Below are 23,836 nucleotides of genomic sequence, written 5' to 3'. Positions count from 1 at the left end.
TTTAATCAAATTTGAACCGTCGTTCGAGCCACTTAAAGAGAACAGTTAATAAGAGCGTCATGATCAGATAAATAATACCTGCGATGAAGAAAGGCACGATTGTAAAATCACGGTTCACAGCAGTCTGTGCATAGTGTAATAATTCTGGTACGGCAACAGCATAGAGCAGTGCGGTATCCTTAACTAGTGTAACCGATTCGTTAGCGACGGCAGGAAGTGCGATGCGGAACATTTGTGGAAGTATGATTCGCGTCATCGTCTGCCATTTATTCAAGCCTAGGACTTGTGATGCCTCATACTGACCTTTATCAATAGCCAGCAAACCGCCGCGGAAAATCTCGGCAAAATATGCAGCATAGTTCAATATAAAACCCAAACAAGCTGCGACAAAGCGGTCTAATACCAAATAATCTCCGATCACAGGGATCATCGGCAGTCCAAAACATATAAAAAGCAGCTGAAGCAGCAATGGAGTGCCCCGCATCACATATATATAAATCTGTGTAAGCCACGATAAAGGCTTGAACCTGCTTCTTACAGCAAGTGTTAGTATGAAGCCGAGCGGAATTGACAACACAATGACGATCAAAAACAAGAGAACCGTCATCTGTGCCCCTAGCAGCATCGGCTTAATGATTGAGTTGAAATAATCTACGGACATGAAAGAATTCCTCCAAAAGCAAAACAGGGTTTCTCAAGGAAATCCAAGTTCGGTCTATTTTACTTTAATACCTTATTTTCGCCAAACCACTTTTGCGAGATTTCGGCGGCAGTGCCGTCCTCATTCAGCTCATCGAGAGCTTTTTGCAGTTTATTCAGCAGTTCCTCATTACCCTTTTTAACACCAATTCCATATTCTTCTTGTGCAAGGGATTCATCGAGCAGTTTATAAGTATCTTTTTCTTTCGACATGTAATATTTAATGACAACTTCATCAATCACTACTGCATCAACACGTTTTAGCTTTAGATCCTTCAATGCCAGAACATTGTCGGCATACTCCGTAACCGTCTTGATTTTCGATTTAATCGGATTTTTATCCAACGCATCGGCTGCAGAAGACAGAGATTGAAGACCAACCACTTTGCCTTCTAGATCATCAAGTTTAGAAATGTTTGAATCAGCAAGTGTGACCACAACTTGTGCATTTTTCATATAAGGCTTTGTAAAAAGAACCTTCTTTTTGCGCTCCTCCGTAATGGTATACCCGTTCCAAATGAGATCGATCCGTCCGCTGCTTAATTCAGATTCTTTTGTTTTCCAATCGATCGGCTGAAATTTTACCTTTGTTCCCATTTTTTCGGCAGCTGCCTTGGCGTAGTCAATGTCAAACCCTACAATTTCATTATTCTCATCCCGGAACCCCATAGGTGCAAATTTATCATCTATTCCAATTACTAGCGTTTTGTCTTTTTCCTCCGATTTGGAGCATCCTATCAGGAGCGAGAATAACGCTGCCATAGTTAGAATAAACATTGCTAATCGTTTCATACTGTAGATAACCACCTTTAATTTATTTTCATTTTGTTTTTAACCTATTGCATGTCCAAAAAATTTAAATGTCCCCCGCTACTAATCACAATTAAACCATCCGTAAATGCATCTGCAATAGTTCGGACAACATTTGCATCAAATAAGCTCAAAAAAGCATAACGATAATTGCTATAAAAACGCATCTATGAAGATATCTGCGAGTGTACTTTAATTCGATAATATATTAGAGTAATAAATTAACATAAAATAAAAATAACACAACATAAAAATGAATGTCAATGGATATTTTTAGTTCATTAGCATACTAAAGTATTTGAGAATCATAGTTTTCTATACATATAATTGTATGTTCAATGTTTGATTTGCTTTTTAAATCTCCACCATAAAAACAGGGCTCGAATGACTTGATCGATTACAATGGATAGCCATACTCCTGCTATTCCTAAATTTAATTGGATGCCCAATACATATACACCTACAATACGAATGACCCACATGCCGACCGCTGTACTGTACATGGGGCTTTTTGTATCTCCTGCTCCTTGTAAAGCTCCAGTCAACACCAATCCCATAGCTAATGCTGGTTGGGCAAAAGCATCAATTCTTAATGCCGTAGTAACCATCTCAATAGCCTGTTTATCTGTTGTAAACCAAGTAGCAAGCCAAGGAGAAAGAAAAAACAACAGAACACCTATAATAGACATAAATAACATGGCGATATAAGTCGTCAGCATTCCATATGTATAAGCCTCTTTTTCAAGCTTTGCCCCAATATGCTGCCCTACAAGTGTTGATGCTGCCGCAGCTAAGCCATATCCTAGCATATAGGAAAATGTTTCGATATTCCCGGCAATTGTATGAGCTGCATACGTTTCCGTTCCAATTCGAACAATTAATCCAAAGTAAAGCACTTGCCCTAAACGCATAATTAAGCGTTCAATTGCTGCAGGAGCAGACAGCCTCAAAATAGGCAATGTGAATTTCTTTATATCCAAAGAAGATTTCTGAAATAAAGAAAATGATATAGACGATTTTTGAATGTAATAATAAAGAGCGATGGCTCCCAGCACTCTTACAATGACTGTCGCCCAGGCTGCTCCTGCTAAGCCCAACCCGTGAAATCCCAATAAACCAAAAATGAAAAAGTAGTCCAAACCGATATGGATGATATTAATCCACCAGCTTACTTTCATCGGTGTTTTTGTATCGCCAGCAGCTCGTAAAATACTTCCAAAGATAAACATTAAAGAAATAAAGACAGACGGGACAGCTACAATCCGAAAATAAACAGAGGCGTCTACTAAAACGCTTGGTTCTGCTCCCATAAGACGAAGTAAAGGTTCTGTGAAAAATAAGGTGATAAAACCAAAAAATAAACCTATAAAAAAAGAAAGAATGGTTGACTGCTTAGCAACGGCTTTTGCTTGGCCAATATTACCAGCACCGACATGACGTGCGATCAAAGAAGAAGCCCCTACTCCAACTGCCATGAAAATGGCGATATATACGGCTAGAACAGCATTTGCCACGCCTACTGCTGTGACTTCGTTTAATCCTAATTTTGATACAAAAAGTGTGTCTACAAATCCTACCACTGTTTGCAAAATATTTTCGATCATGGCAGGAACAGCTAATGCTAGGATGATCTTTATTTTTTGTTTTGTTGATCGCTCCTGACTGATACCCTCTGGAATCATCAAAAAATTTAATCCCCTTATCGAATGAAATTCTCTAATGCTTTTTTTAAATCGTTTAATACTTGTTCCTCATTTCCTTGATGAACAGCATTTACTAGACAATTCTCCATATGATCAACAAAAATTACTTTTGCTGCATTATCTAACGCTTTCCTTACAGCCGCAATTTGCAGAAGAATTTGAGGACAGTCTCTTCCTTCTATCGCCATTTCTTTAATGGAACGAACATGTCCCTCAATTCGCGCTAATCGATTAATGACCTGCTTGCGATATTTATGTTCATGATTTTGATGATGGTGGTTTTGACACATATTTCATTCCTCCTTATTATAATAATATCCCCCTAGGGGGGATATGTCACTTTAAATTTTTTCACCTTTTCAAAATATAAATATGTTGTTCAATCATAGTTAACATAATAGTCACAAAAACCCCTTTAGGCTCCAAGGGGTTTCTTATTGATGTAAACTTCGTTGATATTTACGTGCAACCAAGCACATCTTATATCTGCATAAAAAAAGCTGGATTTTAATATAGGGCGATATTGTGAGAGCAACTTTGTAAAGTATACAAGTCCTATGATCACTCTTCACAAAACATACTAAGATTAATAAGATTAGTATGTTTTTTTTGACATAGAAAAACTCCCCTAGTGAAGGGGAGCAAATATTTTAAGACAGCCTTTACTTTTTCTTAAAAAATTATTATATCCATTCTTTTTGTTAGGATTATTGTTTTGCGCCAAATGATGACTTATTATGAGCGGGCCATGTTGCCCGTTTTTTATTTGTTGCAATGATGTAAACGGCGGCAACTGCGATCAAGACTGCAATCAAGGAACCGAGATTAAATATTCCCTTTTCGGAGTACCATGCAATCGAGTATCCAATCGAACCGGCCATTAAAGCATAATACGTAAATGGGAGCAATGTTTTTCTAATAACTGCTCCTTCTTTTCCTACCAACCCGACTACTGCCGAAGCAGCGACGACATTGTGTACACAAATCATATTCCCAGCCGCACCACCTACCGCCTGAAGGGCAACAATCCAAGTGGGATCAACACCAATTTGGGAACCTACATTATATTGAAATAAAGAAAACATCATATTACTGACCGTGTTGCTGCCAGCTATAAAAGCGCCCAGTCCACCAATAAATGTGGAGAAAAAGGGCCAATAATTGCCCGCCAGCGCTGCTACTCCGTTCGCCAATTCAATTGGCATTTGATCATAACCTGCAGCACCGCCGCCTGAATTTAAAAACACTTGAACCATTGGAACGGTAAAAATTAGCGCGGTTGAAGCTGAGATCATCGTTTTCCCTGAATGCATCCAAGCACGTTTGTATGCGCTTCCATTCATTCCGTGAATAAAAAAGGTAATCAGTGACACAACAATAAAAATTGTTCCTGGTGAATAAAGCGGTTGAAAGCTAGCCGTAATATTTGTTCCAAACATATTCCGAATCTCAATCGTCCACGCTTGCAGCCACCCGCCGATTGGAAGCGATTTCAACCTGGTCGCCACTAAAAACAAGCCAACTAAAATATACGGAGTCCAAGCGCGAATCATGCTCATCTTGCCGTTCTTGTGTGCGATATCTTTAATCTCAATTTTTCCTATCCAATCCGGATCCCATTTAGACTTTTCTTCAAAGTCCCATACTTCTTCTTGAGATGGCATTAAAAAACCTTTTTTCGCAGCGGCAATAACGATTGCTAATCCGACCAAGCCGCCAACCATGGAAGGAAATTCAGGGCCAAGGACATTGGCAACGATGAGATATGGTATCGTCATTGTAAAAGCCGCAAACAAGGCAAATTTCCAAACTTTAATTCCTTCAGAAAACGACTTGTTTTTTCCAAAAAATTTGGTCATTAGGGCTACAACAAATAATGGAACAAGAGTGCCCGTTATCATATGAAGAATAGCAACTTTCGCTCCAATCGAAGTGACCAACGACAGCAAGTTATCAGTAATCGTTGCATCAGCGGATAATCCTGATTGTACGCCGACAAGAATCGGTGTGCCGACAGCACCGAATGAAACGGGTGTGCTTTGTATGACCATGCCCGCCACAACGGCTGCCATCGCTGGGAATCCCAATCCTACTAATAATGGAACAGCAACTGCAGCTGGTGTACCAAAGCCTGCGGATCCTTCAATAAACGAACCAAATAACCATGCGACAATAATTACTTGAATGCGCCGGTCTGGAGAAATATCGGTGAACCCTTGCCGGATTGTTTTAATTCCCCCACTTTCTTGCAAAGTATTTAAAAGCAAAATGGCGCCAAAAATGATGTACAATAGTGTAGCAGCTACAACCAAACCATTTATGGAGGCAGCTATTACATTGGCTGCTGATACTTTCCAAACAAAGAGCGCAAGTATGACGGCCACAACATATGAAATCGGCATCGCTTTGCTAGCTGACCATCGAAACCCAACCAAGAAAATTCCGACGATTAAAATTGGAAGAAGCGATAAAAAAGCCAACAATCCAGTACTCACAAGAGATTTTCCCCTCTCTTATTCAAAATGTAATTCACCCACATGAATGGAAAATTATTGTACACTCATTATATCTTTTATTTTTTTAATTATCAATATTTTCTGAATTTTTTATCATTAACTAATTCCTTTGTTATGTAATAATCAAACCCTTGCCCTATTTGAAAAGTTGGAGCGAAATCCAATTCAAATAAGGCGAAGGTATTACTCAAGCATAGTCAACAAAACCAAGCCGAGCAGAAATTTGCTTTCCTATTTCAATCATCCGCGGCTGAAGTTGTTTGAGCCTCTCATCTGTCATTCGAATGGTTGGTCCTGATACGCTCACGGCAGCAATGACCTTCCCCAAATGATCAAAAATTGGGGCAGCAATACAACGAATCCCATATTCGTTTTCTTCTAAATCTAGTGCATATCCTTGTTGTTTTACTCGAATGAGCTCTTTCAAAAATGCATCCTTATTCGTAATCGTATTTTTCGTATGCATCGGCAACCCTTTTCTGTCAAGGATGTCTAAAACGACACTTGACGGCAAATTGGCGAGAATGACCTTTCCTACAGAGGTGCAATGCATTGGGGCACGCTTTCCGACTTTTGAATGCATGCGCAGCGTTTCATTTCCTTCCAATTTTTCAATATAAACGACTTCCCCTTGGTCATAAACAACCAGATGGATGACTTCGTTCGTCTCATTTTCTAATTTTTGCAGGAAAGGTTTTGCTTCTTTGCGAAGATCAATCGATTCTAATAGCTTCGAACTGATTTCCAAAAATTTATACCCCAGTTTATATCGTCCTGTTTCGGAATCTTGTTCAATATAGCCGTACCGGGCAAGTGTAGATAAGATTCGATACACGGAGCTTTTGTTGATATCAATCTGATTGGCAATCTCTGTGACGCCTAAACCTTCTTTTTTTAAGCTGACAAGTTGAATAATGTCCAACGCCCTGCTTACAGACTTGACCATATTGTCTCTTTCCACAGCCGTTCACCTTCTAAAATCTTGGCGGAATTTGCTAGAGTGCAAATTCCGCCATATAAATTTTCTTGATTCCCTTATATTATGACAGGAAGAACAAAAACTGCCAAGTTCTTTCTGTTCCATTATTCACTTTATCATTTGAATAGTGAACTACTCGTCATTGAAATGACGAGCTTCCTGTTCTACGCAACGAACTGTTGTCCGTTAAACGTATACACAGTCGGCGTGTCCAACACCACTACTGATTGAGATAAAGCCTTAATCTCTTTCAGATACTTTTTGCTGATATTGATAGCACCATTCACATCCGCATTGATGGTTGTATGACAGTCGTTACATACATATAACCCTCGATGAATCCGATTACTCGGCTTTGCGTTTTCTTCACAAGGGAACATTTGGCATACTGAACATGCTTGAGAGGTGTATTCTTCGGTTAATAAACGAACATCTATTCCTTGCTCCTGCGCTTTATACCGTATCATTTGAATGATTTTCGCATACGGAAAACCATGCAATTTTTGATTCGTTTTCTTGTTGAATTTCGCTTGTTCTCGTATACCTGTAATGTCACCAATCACAATCGTTTCGACTCCTTGTTGCAGAGCAATATCAATCACTTTTCTTGTCATACAATGCAACATGTGATGCACTTGTTTTCTTTTCTTTTGATAAAGTTGTAACACACGTCTGGAAGGTTTCGGGTATTGTATTCCTTTAGCACATTGTTGAGCGAAACCAATCGCTTGAAAATGGGCGATTTGTTTATGAAAGTAGCGTTCAACGGATAGCCATTGCCTTCCTGAAATGATGTGTGCTTTTCCTTGATAATCATAACAAGTCATCGCATTGGCAATCCCTAAGTCAATCGATAAAAATTTCGTGCTATTCTTTTGTTTCAATGGTACATCTTTGTATTCTTGAATCAGATAAATCGTATATTCTTTTCGACTGATGGGTTTCACTTCAATCAGTTTTATCTTTTCGATTTCGATATGTTTCGGAATCGGGATATAAAGATAACTTTCTTCCAATCCATACGTTTCTTTTAAAAAGGCTTTTTGAGCCTTTGGAATGGGTAAACGAATTTTGGTATTGTTCTCCACCAATTTGAAACTGTTATTTAGAAAACGGACATTAAAGTTTTGATGTTTGAATCGTGGTGGTTGTGGATTATCTATTCCATTGCTTTCCTTTAGTTTGAAAAAAGACACCCACGCTTCTTGCAAGACTTTTAAGACCTCTTGTGCTGATTGAGCAGGTAATTGTTTATACCAAAAATGTGTTTTTAATCGTTTTTTCTGTTCATACCAATTCGGGAACGGTACACCTTGTTCTTTCGACCAATTCCGTTTTTCATAGTTCCCCACATTCCATAACTTACGACTGGCATAACACAAGTGATATAAGATGATTTGATTGGTTCGATTCGCTTTATAGGTGAAATACGATACCTTTTTCATTTAGTCACCACCTTTCTTTTGGTTAGCAATATAGCGTTTTATGACATCCTCACTAATAGAGCCAACGGTTTCAATATAATAACTAGAGTTCCATAATACTCCTTTCCATAATTTTTGTTTGATTTCAGGAAATTGCAGAAAAATTTTTCTCCCTGAAATCCCTTTTAACATTTTGACAATATAAGAAGGTGCTATTTTTGGATGAGCTGATACAAATACATGAATATGATCTTGTTCACCCACCTCTACCATCTGCAACAGAAAACCTTTTTCTTCTGCAATCTCTTTAAAAATTTTCTTGAGATATAACTCAACCTCTTGTGTCAAAACCTTCTTTCGATATTTCACAGACCATACAATATGATAATTGACATTATAAACACAAGTTCTTGCGTGAATTAAATTTGTTTTCTTCATACATATAGTATATCAAAAATATACAAAAAAACCAATTATTTCAATCTTTAATAAACCACATATAGTCTTTATAAAATATAAAAAAAGCGATTCATCTCCCCTTTAAAAAGGGGAGGATTCTCGCTTGTCTATCCTAAAGATTTTGATCGGTTTTTGTGCATGGAAGATGTAGCTTTTAAATAGAAGGCACCCTTTGGTAGGATGCCTTCATGATGAGAAGTTATTGTTTTACAGCATATTTTGCTTTTGCTTCAAGACGGCGGCGATGCAAAATCGGTTCTGTGTAGCCGTTAGGTTGATCATAACCTTTAAATACGAGGTCACACGCAGCTTGAAATGCGACGGAACGGTCATAATCTTTTGACATCGGGCGGTAGCCAGGTTCATTTTCATTTTGCTTGTCGACTATTTTCGCCATCCGCTTAAGTGTTTCAAGAACTTGTTCTTTCGTAACAATGCCGTGATGCAGCCAGTTTGCGATATGCTGGCTTGAAATCCGCAACGTTGCCCGGTCTTCCATCAAAGCAATATTATTAATATCCGGAACTTTTGAACAGCCGATTCCTAACTCCACCCAACGAACAACATATCCTAAAATTCCTTGTGCATTATTATCTAACTCTTCTTGTATTTCTTCAGGGGTCCAATTCGGGTTTTCTGCAACCGGAATTTGTAAAATTTCATCACGGAGATCTTCAATCGTTTCAGCCAATTTGTTTTGGACATCTGTTACATTTACTTGGTGATAATGGAGAGCATGCAATGTAGCCGCTGTTGGTGATGGCACCCACGCAGTATTGCCTCCTGCTTTTAGATGGCCAATCTTTTGCTTGAGCATTTCCGCCATCATGTCCGGCATTGCCCACATGCCTTTTCCAATTTGCGCACGGCCTTGGAAGCCGCTTTGTAAACCGATATAGACGTTTGAGCGTTCATAGGCTTGCAGCCATTGAGATGTTTTCATATCATTTTTCCGAATCATCGGACCTGCTTCCATTGATGTATGGATTTCATCGCCAGTTCGGTCCAAAAACCCTGTGTTAATAAATACAACACGATCTTTTACTTCCCGAATACAAGCTTTCAAATTCAAAGTTGTGCGCCGTTCCTCATCCATCACACCAATTTTCAGCGTATTCCGTTTTAATCCTAGCAAATCTTCGACGCAGTTAAATAGCAAGTTGGCAAACGCCACTTCCTCAGACCCGTGCATTTTAGGTTTTACAATGTAGATCGAACCTTTCCTGGAGTTTTCAAATTTGCCATTTCCTAAAAGGGAATGTTTAGCAATCAAACTTGTTACAACCGTATCCAATATTCCTTCTGGGATCTCTTCTCCCTCTCCAATGAGCACTGCACTATTTGTCATCAAATGCCCAACGTTACGAATGAGCATAAGTGAACGACCTGGGAGGGTGAACTTTTCTCCTGTTTTGGATGTGTATGTTCTGTCAGCATTAAGCGTACGTGTAATCGTTTTATCGTTTTTTGTAAAAGTAGCTGTCAAATCTCCTTTTATGAGGCCAAGCCAATTGCGATAAACAAGCACTTTGTCTTCCGCATCCACTGCCGCCACAGAATCTTCGCAATCCATAATCGTTGTAACAGCCGCTTCCAATAGAATATCTTTAATTCCCGCATCGTCATGTTTTCCAATTGGATGGCTTCGATCGATCTGGATTTCAATATGAAGACCGTTGTTCTTCAATAAAATGGCAGATGGTTTATCCGCCTCTCCTCTGTAACCTACGAACTTTTCTCTTTCTTTAAGAGCGGTTGTCTTGCCATTCATTAAAGTGACAACCAAATTCCCGTCTTCAACTGCGTATTGAACAGCGTCTCGGTGGAAATGTTCTTGCAACGGCACTACTTCATCAAGGAAGTTTTTCGAAAAGGCAATGACTTTTTCCCCGCGAATCGGATTATACTCTCCTTTTCGTTCAGCCCCATCTTCTTCGCTGATGACATCCGTTCCATAAAGAGCGTCATAAAGGCTTCCCCATCGGGCATTGGCGGCGTTGAGAGCGTACCGTGCGTTATTAATCGGCACTACTAACTGCGGCCCGGCTTGTAGAGCAATTTCCTCATCGACATTTTCTGTTGTAATCTTAAAGTCTTCCACTTCTTGTTCTAAATAGCCGATTTCCTGCAAAAATGATTTATAGGCTTCAAAGTTGAATTTGTTGCGATGTTTTTTGTGCCATTCGTTGATTTTTTGCTGGATTTCATCACGACGCTTAAGCAAATTTTTATTAATAGGTGTCAGTTCATAAACAAGGTTTTCAAACTGAAGCCAGAATTCATCTTTTTCCACACCGCTTCCCGGCAATGCTTCATTGTTGATAAAATCATACAAATTTTCAGCTACTTGCAAATTGCCGACTTTTACATAGTTTGTTTTCATGGGCACAATTCCTCCTTTAAATGTTATAATTGTTGTTTGTTATTACGAAACACTGTTTCGTAATTGTTTAAAAAAGGATAACATGATGATGGAATCATTTCAATAATTTTCTTAAAATTCTTTTTTATGATGCTGTAACAGATTTCCCCTCTTTTGTCACTTCCAAACAACGTCCCGGAGTTGGGAAGAGCTTCCCGGCATTTAATAAATTTTTCGGATTAAATACTTCCCGAATATCCGTTTGCGCCGCTATTTCTTCGTCGCTAAAAATGAAGCGCATCTCTTCTCTTTTCTCGATCCCTACTCCATGTTCACCTGTAATCGATCCGCCGGCATCTGCACATGCTTGCAAACAGGCGCTGCCAGCTTTTAAAGCCTTTTCTGTTTCGCCCGGTTTTCTGGCATCAAAAAGTACAAGCGGGTGCAGATTGCCATCGCCAGCATGAAAGATATTTGCGATGCGCAGACCATACTCTCGACTAATTTCGTGAATTCTGTTTAACACTTCGGGTAATTTGCTGCGGGGAATCACACCATCCTGAACTAAATAATCAGGAGAGATCGCCCCCATTGCGCCAAATCCAGTTTTGCGGTTTGCCCACCATCTAGCTCTTTCCTCTTCACTTTGTGCCACTTTTACTTCTCGAACATGATTTCTCTTGCAAACTTCTAAAATTTGATGGATTTGCTCGTCTATACCTGCGGATATTCCATCCACTTCAATGAGCAAAAGCGCTTCAATGTCTTTTGGATGGCCGACAGGAAACGCTGCCGCTTCAACCGCTTCTATTGCTATTTGATCCATCATTTCAAGGGCTGCTGGTACAATTCCGGCAGAAATAATGTCCGATACGGCTTGACTGCCATCCGCAACGTTGTCAAAATAAGCGAGCACCGTTTGCTTTGCTTCCGGGTTTTTTAAAATACGAACCGTTATTTTCGTCACAATTCCTAAAGTTCCTTCTGATCCTGTTAAAAGCCCTAATAAATCATAGCCCGGTGCATCAGGTATTCCATCCTTGCCTATTTCAATGACTTCGCCATTTGGCAATACCACTTCAAGCCCTAAAATGTGATTTGTCGTCACACCATATTTTAGACAGTGTGCACCGCCCGCATTTTCACCGACATTTCCACCGATGGTGCAGCAATATTGGCTTGATGGATCAGGCGCATAATAATATCCTTTGTCCGAAATGGAGTTCGTCAGTTTTAAGTTGACAAATCCAGGTTCCACTACTGCACGCCTGTTTTCAAAATCAACGCTTATAAGGCGTTTCATTTTTACAAGACTAATGATTACTTCCCCATTCAACGGGATCGCCCCGCCGCTGAGACCAGTTCCGGCGCCGCGGGCGAGGAACGGCAAATCATGTTCGTGGCAATATTTCACAATTTTTGCGACTTCTTCTGTATTATTCGGGAAAACGACTGCCCTCGGCAAACGACGATGAATGGTAAAGCCATCGCAATCATAAGCTAATAAATCTTCTTTTTTATACAAGATGGAACGGTTTCCTTCAACAATGTTTGCAAGGTTTTTTATATGTTTGTCATTTGTTCTTATCCCTTTTAGAGACATTCCTCTCCCTCCTTTAGCCGATCTTCTTTTTGGTACGCCCAATCCAGCAGCTGTACGGTATGAACAATTTTTTGATTTCTTCCGTTTTTTTGAACACCCATCGCCATCTGCAGCATACAGCCGGGGTTTCCCATTACAATCATTTCTGCTTCTTTAGGGACATTCTTCATTTTGCTATCAAGCACTTCTTTAGCCATCTCCGGATTTGTTATATTGTAAATGCCAGCACTGCCGCAGCATCGGTCAGCATTCGCCATTTCAACCATTTCGACCCCAGGTATATCAAGAAGAAGGCTGCGAGGTTCGTCACGAATGCCCTGCCCATGAGCTAAATGGCATGCATCATGATAGACAACACGAGTCTTGATTTCGGCGATGGGTCTTTTATAACCAGTGTCATAAAGGTATTTTGAAATGTCTTCCACCTTTTTTGAAAATGTTTCAGCTTTTTGGCGCCAAACGGGGTCTTCACGGAACAGCTCCGGATATTCTTTTAACATACATCCGCAACCGGCAGAATTTACAATTACTTTTTCAGCATGTTGGAATGCTTCAATATTTTGTTTCGCTAATTTTCTCCCCATTTCCCGGTCGCCTGCATGAACATGAAGAGCCCCGCAGCAAGTTTGATTTTGCGGAATCATAACGTCATTTCCATTTCGAGTTAACACGTTAATTGTTGCTTCATTAATTTCGCTGAACATGACATCCATTACGCAGCCAGTTAAAAACGCAACCGTACTCTTCGTTTCTCCTTTTGCTTTAATGACTTTTTCATGTTTGTACTTTTTCCGCACAGGCTTTTTCACTTCCGGCATGATCGCTTCCATTTCGGCTAAATGCTGCGGTATGATATTGATCAGCCCTGTTTTACGGACAAACGTTTGCATGCCGCTTTTTTGATACAATTTCAACACATTTCCTAACGTGTACAAGCGATTGTGATGCGGAAACAAACTATGCAAAAACAGATGGCTGACCGCCTTTTTCCAGCCTTTTAACGGCATGGCTTGGCGAATTTGACCGCGCGCTTCTTCTATCAATCCCCCTACATCGACGTCCGCAGGACAAGCGGTAGTACAAGCGCGGCAATCAAGACAAGCAAAGACAGGATCCATAAAATGTTCGTTCACTTCAAGTTTTCCTTCTGCGACTGATTTAATCAAATGGACGCGTCCGCGGGGAGAATGCTGTTCCTGACCCGTGATCTCATAAGTTGGGCACGATTCTAAACACATACCGCAATGGACACAATCCGCCCATTTGTTTTCATCAGGCGGATCACTCCAAAGGTAATTGCTGAAGCTGTTGGTTTGACAGGCTGGTTCTTTGATAAGATCACTTTCATTTAATCCCATATTTAAATCCCTCCCACAAATCGCTTCGGATTGAGAATGTTGTTCGGATCAATCTTTGTTTTGATTCCTTTGAAAAGAAAGAAATATGGCGGATTTTCCCACCAAACCTCTATTTTCTGGCGTAAAATAAACGGCAAATGTTTAATGACTGCATACCCATTGAGCTCTTTGACAAAATTCCTTAAATGCTGAATTGCTGAAATGACGTTTTCGCTGCCGCCTCTTAAAATGATTTGACACAATCCGTGGCCTAATCCACCGTGGGCTTCGATAAGCAAATTGTGCGTATCCTGTAATAAATGGCTTTCCCTAATAACTTTTAGGACATCTAAATTGACAACTCCGATTTTCAATACTGCTTCAGTCTCCCCTGTCTGATTAGACACCCTGCCATTCGGGCTGATTGTATAAAAAGATTGCCAAAACTTGCGCGCTTTCTCTTGAGCAAGAATGGTCATTTTCGTTTTAGGAGGCTGAATGCTTTTTAGAAAAGATTCTTGGTAATGAACCGAACTTTCATTATCTTCAAAACTAATGGCCAATGTATAAAATTTTTCACCCGTTAGCTTTTCAGCCAAAGACGGACTTATCAGTTCCAGTGAGACAGGTTCCATCTGCGAATCTAAAAACGCCGCGGCAAATGATCGCATTTCAGTAAAATCTCCTTCTGTAAATGATAAAAGAACATTGCTTTCATATTTTGGCAAAGGACGGAGTTTTAAAGTGATTTCCGTCAAAACCCCCAAAGTGCCCATGGAACCGACAAAAAGTTTGTTCATATCATATCCGGCGACATTTTTCACGACCTTTCCGCCTGTTCGGATGACCTTGCCATTTGGATAAACAACTCGAAGCCCGATGACTGCATCTCTGGCGGATCCATATGCCAAACGTTTGGGACCGCTTTCATTCGCGGCGATAATACCGCCGATGGTCGCATAATCCGGCCAAGCAGGATCTAGAGATATTTTTTGGTTATGTTCTTCTAAGTACTGCTGCAATTCTTGAAATGGTGTACCTGCTTTCACTGTTAATGTCATATCTCCGACTGTATGCTCGACGATTCCTTTTAGATTTGCTAAGGAAAGCAAAATATCAGCCGAATCAATTAGACCGCCAAACCCCCGCTTTGTTCCTCCGCCCACAATGGAAACGGTTTTCCCATTTTTGTTTGCATATTGCAAGATGTGTGAAATTTCGTTTTCAGTTTTTGGATAGACTGCGACTTTTCCGCCATTTCCAAGTGGATGACCTTCATTTTCCTTTACTTCCATTTGACTTTCGGGGAAAACATCTTTTAATTCTGTGTACAACTCTCCTTGGAGCAAATCAAGCACCTCCTATGTTTTGTAATAAGAAACACCGTTTCTATAAATGCGCAAAAGAACAAGCGTTTTAAATCATTTTCTTTCAATCGACTGCAACACTTCTCGTATTACACATATTTGATATGTTATATGTTTACAATTATTAAAGCACTCTTATGAAGATTTTTCAACGAATTTTTCGAATTTACAAAAAAATAAGAAAAATGAAATTCTATTAAACTTGCCGTACGTCAAGATGATCTGGTGTATAGCCCCCTATCTTTTTTCTCCCTGCCAATATCCTATCAACGAAAAAAAGAGACTGAATTGAAAAAGAATTTTTTTATGGTCCTTTCCAAACAGCCTCTTTTGAACAAAAATTATTTTGTATCTGGAAGAAATATGGTACAAGCGGTAGCGGAAAATCTTATTATTCAGAATAGTCCGAAATGATAGCCCTCGGAAAAGAAATCCAGTTCTTGGGTAGAATAGCGCTTAAAACAACACTTAAACACGCATGCCTGGAAGTTCAAACGTTAGCTGTTTCAAAAGTACAATATATGTCAACGAACAACAGCTGCAAATTAATTGGATATTTAACAGCTGTTTATGGTTTCCACCCGTTTATACTAATGAAGAAAGGAACTAGAATACTACACAAGAAAATCCTAATCCCTACACCACTATAAAACAAACCGTTAAATATTTGCATATTTTGCTTTTTCAATACTTGAAGCACTATACTAGAAACTAAGACAAAGACTACACCGCTGCTAAGGCCTGAAAAGGTACCAAAATATATGATTACTGACCATTCCCATGAGCAGAGTCGTAAAAATGTTCAAAGCTAAAAATATCTTTAAATAAATTGATTCATATCTTCTCAAATTAAAAAAGCTAACAAATAAAGTTCCAGCCAAATATCCAGCCATCGATTTAGTTATATTCATGTAGGGGAGGATAGGGGTATAAGCAAATCTTCTGATCCCCATTACAATAATCAATGCAATAATACCGCCGCATAAAGTAAGCCGCGGTTTCATAGTCATCCTTTTATTAATGGGAAGTTACTTATAATTTCTTCTATTTGATTGATGATTGTTTCGATCAGTTCGGCGGCATGCAAATTTTTGCTTAGTCGAGGATTTTGCCCGCACCAAAGCGACATCCACTCTTTATTTTTCTGTTTTGCAGCTTCTGACCGGATATCTTGGGTGAGCATATTTTGAATCGGATAAGCTGGCAAAGCATCTTCATGCTCTTTCATTTTGATGATAAATTCATTTTTTAATCCCCTTGCTGGCTTGCCGCTGAATGCTGAAGTGATTACTGCCTGTTCTTCGGTACCGTTTAATATTGCTTCTTTATGGAGTTCATTTGCTCCGCTTTCTATACAGGTAAGAAAGGCTGTTCCCATTTGAACCGCTTGCGCTCCCAATACAAGAGAAGCTAAAACTCCTCTGCCGTCCATGATACCGCCAGCTGCAATAATAGGAATTGAAACATGATCCGCTACTTGCGGAATAAGGGCCATTGTTCCGATCATTGAATCATCAAAGGATCCTGCAAAACTGCCCCTATGCCCCCCAGCGTCACTGCCTTGAACGACAATCATATCCATCCCAGCCTCTTCATTCAATATGGCTTCTTTTACTGTTGTGGCTGTTCCAATTGTGACAATACCATTATTCTTTAATTGATGAATAATTTCTCTCTGAGGAATGCCAAATGTGAAGCTGCAAACGGGTACTTCATATTTTAAAACGATTTGAATTTGTTCATCAAAAACAGAAGTGTTGATTTGCGGAACATCATTCTTTTTTTCGATCCCTAACATTTGGCGGATAGGTTCCAGCAGTTGATTCGCTCTTTCAATTTCTTCTTGAATGACTGCCGGATGTTCAGGAACAAACAGATTGACACCAAATGGTTTTGAAGTCAATTCCTTTATTTTTTGAATATCCGACTCCAATTTTTCCGGCGTCATATAACCCGCCCCTATCATCCCTAGACCACCTGCATTGGATACAGCAGCAACAAGCTCGGGAGTCGTGATCCCTCCCGCCATTCCCGCTTGTATAATCGGAATTTTAATTGATAGTTTGTCTGTTATTTTTGTATGATTCCACATGCCATGTTCCTCCTTGCCTTATATACGTCAAATCTATAGGTTAACAATACAATAATCATAGCTGTTGGCATTCAATTAATAATGCCATTCATACGATTTGGTCAGCAGCAGAAAAAACGATCACCCAAAACTTAGTGAAACATCAGTTGTCCGGCTTTTTTATTTCTCTTGTTCCCATCCTTCCATCCTAAAATTCACATTATTGGACTGAAATCATGTTGTTCATTCAAGCTGCTTCTACATTCATCTGAAATTGACTTGTATAAAGATGAAAATTTATTTTTTTAATATTTCGCAAATTGTCTTCTATAAATAGTTTATGACCCCATTTTGATGGTGTAAAATAGAAAAAAATGATAATTGTTGTTATGAATCAATTTGAGTGATGGGGGAGAAATAATGTTTGAGCTACAAGATTTAAGAATCATTGCAGCAATAGCAAAAAATAAGGGGATTACGAAGGCTGCAAAAGAGCTTGGATATGTACAGCCCAATGTTACGGCTAGACTAAATAAATTAGAAAGCTGTTTAGGTTTTCCATTATTTATAAGAACCAAAAAAGAGGTTATTCTCACACCGAACGGCAAAGTCTTTCTTAACTATGCTAATTTGATTTTAAATTTGTGTCGCGAAGCTGAAAAAGCAATGAATAAACTGGCAATCCCCGATGGAGAATTAAACATAGGCTCCATGGAAACAACCTCCTATGTACGTCTTCCCCACATATTAAAACAATATTCAGCTAATTATCCTAACGTAAAAATTAAATTGCAAACCGGTACCACAAAAGAATTAATAGATAAGGTCTTACATCATGATATAGAGGGTGCATTTGTTGCTGGACCTGTTAATCATCCGGATCTTATCGAAAACGTTATTTTTAAAGAAAGACTGGTACTTATCACCAATACTCCTGACAATCCTCTTAAAAACAAGGAATGCACTTTAGTTGTATTTAAAGAAGGGTGTTACTATCGAGAAGTGTTTACCAGAATCATGAACGACTATCATATAACGATTCAAAATGTCATAGAGGTAGACGCCGCACAAGCTATTTTAAATTGTGTTCGTGCAGGAGTTGGAATTTCTTTGATTCCCGCGTCTATGTCAAAATTAACAAAAAGTCTATACACATATCCCATTGATAAGGACTACGTAAACGTAGATACTGTGTTTATCACTCGTAAGTCACTTGCCAAAACATTAGCTTTTAACAAATTTGTTGAACTTTTAACTCTATAAAAATGAAGCAACAAGTTTTTTCAAGAAAATCATGAATGATTGAATTCATAAAATAGCTTTCTTTTCTTTTGATAAGTGACTCCTTTCCTCTTTCATTTCAAATTTTTCGGTATTTTTTCTTTTTGTCAGATCCAATAATTTTTACGTGCTAATTGTTATTTGAAAAACTGTCGAGGACCGTGTTTCAGAATCAATGGGGTTTCTGTTTTTCTTCACAGCGGTAAAAAGGCCACATCATGCGGGAGAGGGAACATCTCTTAAATATCTATAGCTTATCAGCCTATTGAAGTAAGCAAAAAATTTTAGATGGATGAAATTTACAAACCTTGCAAAACCTTTTAGAGATTGTATTAACATCTTTTAATTCGAATTTTTAATTAATTGGATCAGCTGTTCATATTTTACAGTGTGATCAACACGACTTTAATTTTGCCTCTCCTTTTGTACCAATTTTTACCTAAATCAGTATTTGTGAAATGCAGCTTCATTTTCTAATCTCGAAAGGAAATTCTCACAAATTTCCTATTTCCCAAATATAATCACCACTCTGAACAAAATTAATGGTAATATATTGAATATTGCAGCATGTTTATTTTACATTTTAGCTACTGCACTATTTATCGCAATAAGAGGCAGGATACTGCCACTCTAATTAGAGTAAACGAAAATCAAGAAGCAATAAATAGACAATAAAAGGTTTGTTTCACTTTTCTCATAGTCACAGCAAAATCGTGATGCTCATCCAATAGCGAAACATTTTAAAAACATGGCTTGTACTCTATATAACACCTTGTCAATGAATCTTTGGCATTTTTCTCGATGGATGGCAAGCGGTTGAAGTCTAGACTTGCCGCTATTTTTGTATTATCAAAAATTGAGGTGCTTGTCTCGTTTTTTTTGTGCACATTTTCACAAATAAATTCAGTTTGACTTGTTACATTAATTTTTGAAGCAAGGTTTCACTCATATTTTTTACACTTTTTCAACAGTGCCTTGCTTGTAATACTTGAACTTTGTTATTTTTTCTGTTCTTAAACAAACCGTGCCTTCATTACATCTGTCAATTTCCCAATCGGTTGTAATAGAAATTGGCTGATTTCTCGGAGTATTTATTCGCGATTTTGCCTTACATGTTTGTAACAGTAGTGCAGGAAAACTTGAATTAAATACTTTATCTATAGGTTTATTTGATCATAATAACGGAAGTAAGGAAAATGATTTGAACATTTTTCCTTTGTATCATTCAACAAATTGAACGTCTAAATTTGTCGTTTTATACAAAAAGAAATTGAAATATAGTATGATAAAATTTATTCAAATCTAAATGTAAGCGTCACAATTTGATTATCAAGAGGAGTTGCGGGGAATAATAACTTAAATTTTTCGATTATGAAATCTGACATATGATGACCTTCGTAACAGAACATTGCAAGGGATTTCATTTATAAACTTAAGGAGGAACGATCATGGAAAATCAGCTGCAAAGAGGTTTAAAAGAAAGACATATTACACTGATTGCATTAGGTTCTGCAATCGGAGTCGGGCTGTTTTTAGGATCTTCAAGCTCAATCAAGCTGGCAGGTCCCGGTATAATGTTATCCTACCTTTTCTGCGGAATCATTTTATTTTTCATTTTAAGAGCGTTAGGAGAAATGGCTGTCCATCATCCCGTTGCCGGTTCATTCAGCCAATACGCCAATGATTATCTTGGTAATCTGGCAGGATATATTACAGGGTGGAATTATTGGTTTGTATGGGTCATTACTTGTATGACCGAGCTGACAGCCGTTGGAATCTATATGGAATTTTGGTTTCCGGAGGTTCCGCGATGGATTTGGATTCTGGCAGCATTAATCATCATGATGAGCTTTAACTTTCTTCAAGTCAGTGCTTACGGTGAGTTGGAATTCTGGTTTGCCCTAATCAAAATTATTGCGATTATCTTTATGATCATTATTGGCCTTGGCATGATTTTTTTCGGATTCGGCAATAACGGAGTTCCTACAGGAATCAGCAATTTGTGGGAGCACGGCGGCTTTCTTCCTAACGGTCTTGAAGGTGTCTTAATGTCATTTCAAATGGTTATGTTTGCCTTTCTAGGAATCGAAATGATCGGCGTAACAGCCGGTGAAGCAAAAGATCCGGAAAAAACGCTGCCTAGAGCCATTAATTCTACTTTACTTCGTATATTAATTTTTTATGTGGGTGCGCTGTTTGTCATTTTGTCCATTTATCCGTGGAATGAAATCGGGACAAGTGGAAGCCCCTTCGTTTTAACCTTTGACAAAATCGGTATCCCGGCCGCAGCAGGCATTATCAACTTTGTCGTTTTAACCGCTGCCCTTTCCTCCTGTAATACAGGAATTTTCAGTTCGGGACGTATGTTATACAACCTTTCCCATAATGGACAAGCTCCGAAGGCATTTGGCACATTAAACAAAAAAGGCGTTCCTTTTAGAGGGGTTATGGTTACATCAGCCGTTTTATTATTCGGAGTTCTGCTCAACTATTTAGTACCGGCTAAAGTATTTACTTGGATTGCATCTATCTCAACATTTGGTGCTTTATTGACTTGGTTTATTATTTTATTAGCACAATGGCGATTCCGAAAATCGATTACACCTGAACAACAAAAAAATATCAAATTTAAAACCCCGCTATACCCGTTATCCACTTTCATTGCAGGGGCGTTTCTCATATTTGTCGCAATTCTGCTCGGCTACTATCCAGACACAAGAATCGCCTTAATAGTCGGTCCGCTTTGGGTTGCCATTTTAGTCATTGCATATTACGCTGCCAACTTGAATAAAAGACAAAACGAAGCTGAAGTGAAAGAGACTTGATCGTTTTGGACAGCGGTTCGCTATCGAATATAGTATTTTCAAATGCTTATAAGTTGTTCGCTATCGCCAACCCCTTATCAATAGTTAAACATATTAAGATTAGTAGGGGCTATCTAAAAAGACCATTTTAAGGTAAAATACACCAAAATTAAAGCTCTAAGAATGCTGTAGCAACAACATTCTTGGAGCCTACTTTTTTAGATTTTGGGACGTAAATACCACTTTTCGGTCCGCTCTTTTTCGAAAATGATACACTATTTATAACAAAATAAAATGATTAAAGATAGAATCGAATTTTTTCAACAGAGAGGCTGTCCAGAAAGATTCACAATTTGGCTGCAACTTTTTCTTTCCAAGAACTCGCTGTCGTTTGAAGGACTTGATTGAGCTCCTCAATGTTTCTTCTACCTTCTGTTCTCATCCATTCTCTTCCTTTTTTTTCTCCTTCATTTGCAAATACTTTTACACCACTTTTCCAAGTTGCCCGTCCGCATAACACACCGTTAAATGTAGAGCCAGCTTCTTTAGCAAATTTTAACGTTTCCTGAAACAACTTCGCAGAAACGCCTGCGCTTAAGAAAATAAAAGGTAATGGGGTTACTTCGCTTTGTTCTTTGAAGAAACGCAGCGCTTCTTCACGTGAATACACAGTTTCTCCTTCGGAAAATCCTTCTACGAAATTCATATTTACCGGAACTTCTACTTTAAGGACATCCACATGATATTGTGATTTTGAAAATTCCTTCATTGCTTCAATGACTTTGTAAGGTTTCACCTTGGCATACTCTATTCCTTTTTCATCTTGGATAGCAGCATCATAAGTTACGATTTCAAGAAAAAAAGGAATATCTTCCGCCATGCATTCAGAACCAATCCGTTCAATGTAGACATGTTTGTACTCATTAATTTCCGCATCTTCATCTACGTCATAATAAAGCAAAAATTTTACGGCATCGGCTCCCTGTTCCTTTAAGCGTTTGACGGACCACTTATCAAGTAAATCTGGCAGGCGACCAGGTTGAGAGGCATCATATCCAGTTTTTTCATAGGCAAGAATTAAACCTGCATGTTCATTCCTTTTTCGGGATGCTGGCAACCCGTATTCAGGATCGAGTAATATCGATGTAGAGAAAGGGGTTAACTCCGCAGAAACGATTTCTTTAAACTTAATTATATCTTCATCGCCAGCTGATGTGTTTCCATGTGAAGCAATCATTTTTTTCAAAGAACCCCGTTGATCTATGGCTAATGCGCCAATAATATGATTTCCATTGGATAAACGTTCGAGTGCCTCAATTTTAGAGCGACTTAATGTAAGCATGAGTACCTCCTGTTTAATTCTCATTCATGTTATAGAGAAGTTTTATATGTTTTGAATCCTTTTCTATCATTTTTTGGAAAGGCTGTTCTTTATCTTCTAATTTGAATTCTCCGGTGATTAATGGCTGTACATTTATTTCTTTTTCAGCCATATATCTTATCCCACTTTCCCACTCATAACCAGGAAACGGGCTGCTGTAAGACATCCATGAACCTGTTATTTCTAATTCACCGCGGAGAATTTTCTCAAACACTTTTGGCGGAAAGAGGATGTCTTTGGTACATGTGCCAATATAGACGACTTTCCCTCTTTTTTTAACAAATTCAACAGCTTGAACTTGAGTCAACGCACTACCTGCTGTTTCATAAACGATTTCAGGCAGGTCATGAGTAGAAAAATAATCTTTTAAAGTTTGTTCCTTCGGATTAATCACTACATCTGCCCCGATTTGCTTTGCTATGCTGATCTTATGCGGATTTAAATCCACTACAATAATCTCTCCTGCACCTTTGGCACGGAGCGTAAGCAATGTAAGCAATCCGATTGTACCGGCCCCTAAAATTAAAACTTTGGCTCCTGAATGAAGATTGACTCGATCTACTCCATGGATAGCAACTGTCAATGGCTCAACCAGCGCAGCCTCTTTTAATGAAAGATGGTTTGGGATTTTTATACAATTCCTAGCCGGCACCTCAACATATTCTGCCATTGCACCGCTCTGTCTTGAGCCAATAAAACTGTAATGGGTACACATCGCAGGCTCCCCTTTTTGACAAAATTCACATTTTCCGCAAGGTACAAGAGGAGCAACCGCTACGCGGTCTCCACGACTTACAGATGTTACGTTTTCACCCACTTCCTCCACAATACCGGAAAATTCATGCCCCAATATTTGTGGAAATGAATGAACTGCGCCATTAAAATATCTCGGAAGATCTGATCCGCAAATACCGCAATAAGCCACTTTAATAACGACGTTTCCTAATCCAGCACGTGGTTTCTCCATTTCTTCCAGACTAAAAGTTTTGACATCTACTACACTTAGCGCTTTCAATTTGACCACTCCTAAAAGTATCTTG

At 38.8% G+C, this 23,836-nt stretch carries 17 protein-coding genes; 2 read left to right on the top strand and 15 right to left on the bottom strand.

The genetic code is table 11. From position 1 onward, the window contains the following. Position 1: 1 nt before the first annotated feature. The 13 genes from NSU19_RS01410 to NSU19_RS01350 form a co-directional block, all read right to left on the bottom strand. Positions 2 to 661: an amino acid ABC transporter permease gene (locus NSU19_RS01410; RefSeq protein WP_063386499.1), complete on the bottom strand. Its 660-nt coding sequence runs from the start codon at positions 659 to 661 to the stop codon at positions 2 to 4. A gap of 59 nt (positions 662 to 720) precedes the next feature. Next, positions 721 to 1,491, bottom strand: coding sequence for an amino acid ABC transporter substrate-binding protein (locus NSU19_RS01405; RefSeq protein WP_063386498.1), 771 nt, complete (start codon positions 1,489 to 1,491; stop codon positions 721 to 723). Positions 1,492 to 1,844: 353 nt separating this feature from the next. Continuing rightward, the gene (locus tag NSU19_RS01400; protein ID WP_339199940.1) at positions 1,845 to 3,191 is read right to left on the bottom strand and encodes an MATE family efflux transporter; all 1,347 of its coding nucleotides are present in this window, start codon (positions 3,189 to 3,191) and stop codon (positions 1,845 to 1,847) included. A 17-nt stretch (positions 3,192 to 3,208) separates the two neighbouring features. Beyond that, positions 3,209 to 3,502, bottom strand: coding sequence for a metal-sensing transcriptional repressor (locus NSU19_RS01395; RefSeq protein ID WP_339198372.1), 294 nt, complete (start codon positions 3,500 to 3,502; stop codon positions 3,209 to 3,211). 417 nt (positions 3,503 to 3,919) lie between these two features. After that, on the bottom strand, positions 3,920 to 5,707 hold the full coding sequence (locus NSU19_RS01390; protein ID WP_339198370.1) for an L-lactate permease: 1,788 nt from the start codon (positions 5,705 to 5,707) through the stop codon (positions 3,920 to 3,922). A gap of 208 nt (positions 5,708 to 5,915) precedes the next feature. Then, complete coding sequence (locus tag NSU19_RS01385; RefSeq protein ID WP_339198368.1) at positions 5,916 to 6,689, bottom strand: IclR family transcriptional regulator; 774 nt, start codon at positions 6,687 to 6,689, stop codon at positions 5,916 to 5,918. A gap of 182 nt (positions 6,690 to 6,871) precedes the next feature. Further along, entirely contained in the window at positions 6,872 to 8,152 is a 1,281-nt protein-coding gene (locus NSU19_RS01380) for an RNA-guided endonuclease TnpB family protein (RefSeq protein WP_094246128.1), read from the bottom strand. Further along, a complete protein-coding gene (tnpA, locus tag NSU19_RS01375; RefSeq protein ID WP_094246129.1) occupies positions 8,153 to 8,569 on the bottom strand; it encodes an IS200/IS605 family transposase in 417 nt (138 codons plus the stop codon). 220 nt (positions 8,570 to 8,789) lie between these two features. Further along, on the bottom strand, positions 8,790 to 10,973 hold the full coding sequence (locus NSU19_RS01370; RefSeq protein ID WP_339198366.1) for a malate synthase G: 2,184 nt from the start codon (positions 10,971 to 10,973) through the stop codon (positions 8,790 to 8,792). Between the two features lie 124 nt (positions 10,974 to 11,097). Then, positions 11,098 to 12,555, bottom strand: a complete 1,458-nt coding sequence (locus NSU19_RS01365; protein WP_339198364.1) for an FAD-linked oxidase C-terminal domain-containing protein — start codon at positions 12,553 to 12,555, stop codon at positions 11,098 to 11,100. Continuing rightward, the gene (locus NSU19_RS01360; RefSeq protein WP_339198362.1) at positions 12,546 to 13,913 is read right to left on the bottom strand and encodes a (Fe-S)-binding protein; all 1,368 of its coding nucleotides are present in this window, start codon (positions 13,911 to 13,913) and stop codon (positions 12,546 to 12,548) included. Before NSU19_RS01360 ends, NSU19_RS01365 begins: the two co-directional genes overlap by 10 nt. A 2-nt stretch (positions 13,914 to 13,915) precedes the next feature. Then, positions 13,916 to 15,187, bottom strand: a complete 1,272-nt coding sequence (locus NSU19_RS01355) for an FAD-binding oxidoreductase (protein ID WP_339199939.1) — start codon at positions 15,185 to 15,187, stop codon at positions 13,916 to 13,918. Positions 15,188 to 16,265: 1,078 nt separating this feature from the next. After that, on the bottom strand, positions 16,266 to 17,351 hold the full coding sequence (locus NSU19_RS01350; RefSeq protein ID WP_063386490.1) for a nitronate monooxygenase: 1,086 nt from the start codon (positions 17,349 to 17,351) through the stop codon (positions 16,266 to 16,268). Positions 17,352 to 17,750: 399 nt separating this feature from the next. On the opposite strand from NSU19_RS01350, the gene NSU19_RS01345 reads away from it, so the two are divergent. Together NSU19_RS01345 and NSU19_RS01340 are read left to right on the top strand one after the other, a co-directional pair. Continuing rightward, a complete protein-coding gene (locus NSU19_RS01345; protein ID WP_339198360.1) occupies positions 17,751 to 18,593 on the top strand; it encodes a LysR family transcriptional regulator in 843 nt (280 codons plus the stop codon). A 1,466-nt stretch (positions 18,594 to 20,059) separates the two neighbouring features. Then, a complete protein-coding gene (locus NSU19_RS01340) occupies positions 20,060 to 21,436 on the top strand; it encodes an amino acid permease (RefSeq protein WP_339198359.1) in 1,377 nt (458 codons plus the stop codon). A gap of 325 nt (positions 21,437 to 21,761) precedes the next feature. On the opposite strand, the gene lacD is transcribed toward NSU19_RS01340, so the two are convergent. Together lacD and NSU19_RS01330 are read right to left on the bottom strand one after the other, a co-directional pair. After that, positions 21,762 to 22,757, bottom strand: a complete 996-nt coding sequence (lacD, locus tag NSU19_RS01335; RefSeq protein ID WP_066250387.1) for a tagatose-bisphosphate aldolase — start codon at positions 22,755 to 22,757, stop codon at positions 21,762 to 21,764. 13 nt (positions 22,758 to 22,770) lie between these two features. Next, on the bottom strand, positions 22,771 to 23,811 hold the full coding sequence (locus NSU19_RS01330; RefSeq protein WP_066250383.1) for a galactitol-1-phosphate 5-dehydrogenase: 1,041 nt from the start codon (positions 23,809 to 23,811) through the stop codon (positions 22,771 to 22,773). Positions 23,812 to 23,836 lie beyond the last annotated feature (25 nt).

The organism is Aeribacillus sp. FSL k6-2211 (assembly GCF_037966125.1).
GTDB classification, from domain to species: Bacteria; Bacillota; Bacilli; order Bacillales; family Aeribacillaceae; genus Aeribacillus; species Aeribacillus composti.
This window is presented reverse-complemented; position numbering and strand designations above follow the sequence as displayed.

Excerpts from the sequence above, each read along its gene's own strand:
- NSU19_RS01410 (WP_063386499.1), bottom strand. The coding sequence starts at position 661 with ATGTCCGTAGATTATTTCAACTCAATCATTAAGCCGATGCTGCTAGGG.
- NSU19_RS01405 (WP_063386498.1), bottom strand. The coding sequence starts at position 1,491 with ATGAAACGATTAGCAATGTTTATTCTAACTATGGCAGCGTTATTCTCG.
- NSU19_RS01400 (WP_339199940.1), bottom strand. The coding sequence starts at position 3,191 with ATGATTCCAGAGGGTATCAGTCAGGAGCGATCAACAAAACAAAAAATA.
- NSU19_RS01395 (WP_339198372.1), bottom strand. The coding sequence starts at position 3,502 with ATGTGTCAAAACCACCATCATCAAAATCATGAACATAAATATCGCAAG.
- NSU19_RS01380 (WP_094246128.1), bottom strand. The coding sequence starts at position 8,152 with ATGAAAAAGGTATCGTATTTCACCTATAAAGCGAATCGAACCAATCAA.
- tnpA (WP_094246129.1), bottom strand. The coding sequence starts at position 8,569 with ATGAAGAAAACAAATTTAATTCACGCAAGAACTTGTGTTTATAATGTC.
- NSU19_RS01370 (WP_339198366.1), bottom strand. The coding sequence starts at position 10,973 with ATGAAAACAAACTATGTAAAAGTCGGCAATTTGCAAGTAGCTGAAAAT.
- NSU19_RS01365 (WP_339198364.1), bottom strand. The coding sequence starts at position 12,555 with ATGTCTCTAAAAGGGATAAGAACAAATGACAAACATATAAAAAACCTT.
- NSU19_RS01360 (WP_339198362.1), bottom strand. The coding sequence starts at position 13,913 with ATGGGATTAAATGAAAGTGATCTTATCAAAGAACCAGCCTGTCAAACC.
- NSU19_RS01355 (WP_339199939.1), bottom strand. The coding sequence starts at position 15,187 with ATGGAAGTAAAGGAAAATGAAGGTCATCCACTTGGAAATGGCGGAAAA.
- NSU19_RS01350 (WP_063386490.1), bottom strand. The coding sequence starts at position 17,351 with ATGTGGAATCATACAAAAATAACAGACAAACTATCAATTAAAATTCCG.
- NSU19_RS01345 (WP_339198360.1), top strand. The coding sequence starts at position 17,751 with ATGTTTGAGCTACAAGATTTAAGAATCATTGCAGCAATAGCAAAAAAT.
- NSU19_RS01340 (WP_339198359.1), top strand. The coding sequence starts at position 20,060 with ATGGAAAATCAGCTGCAAAGAGGTTTAAAAGAAAGACATATTACACTG.
- lacD (WP_066250387.1), bottom strand. The coding sequence starts at position 22,757 with ATGCTTACATTAAGTCGCTCTAAAATTGAGGCACTCGAACGTTTATCC.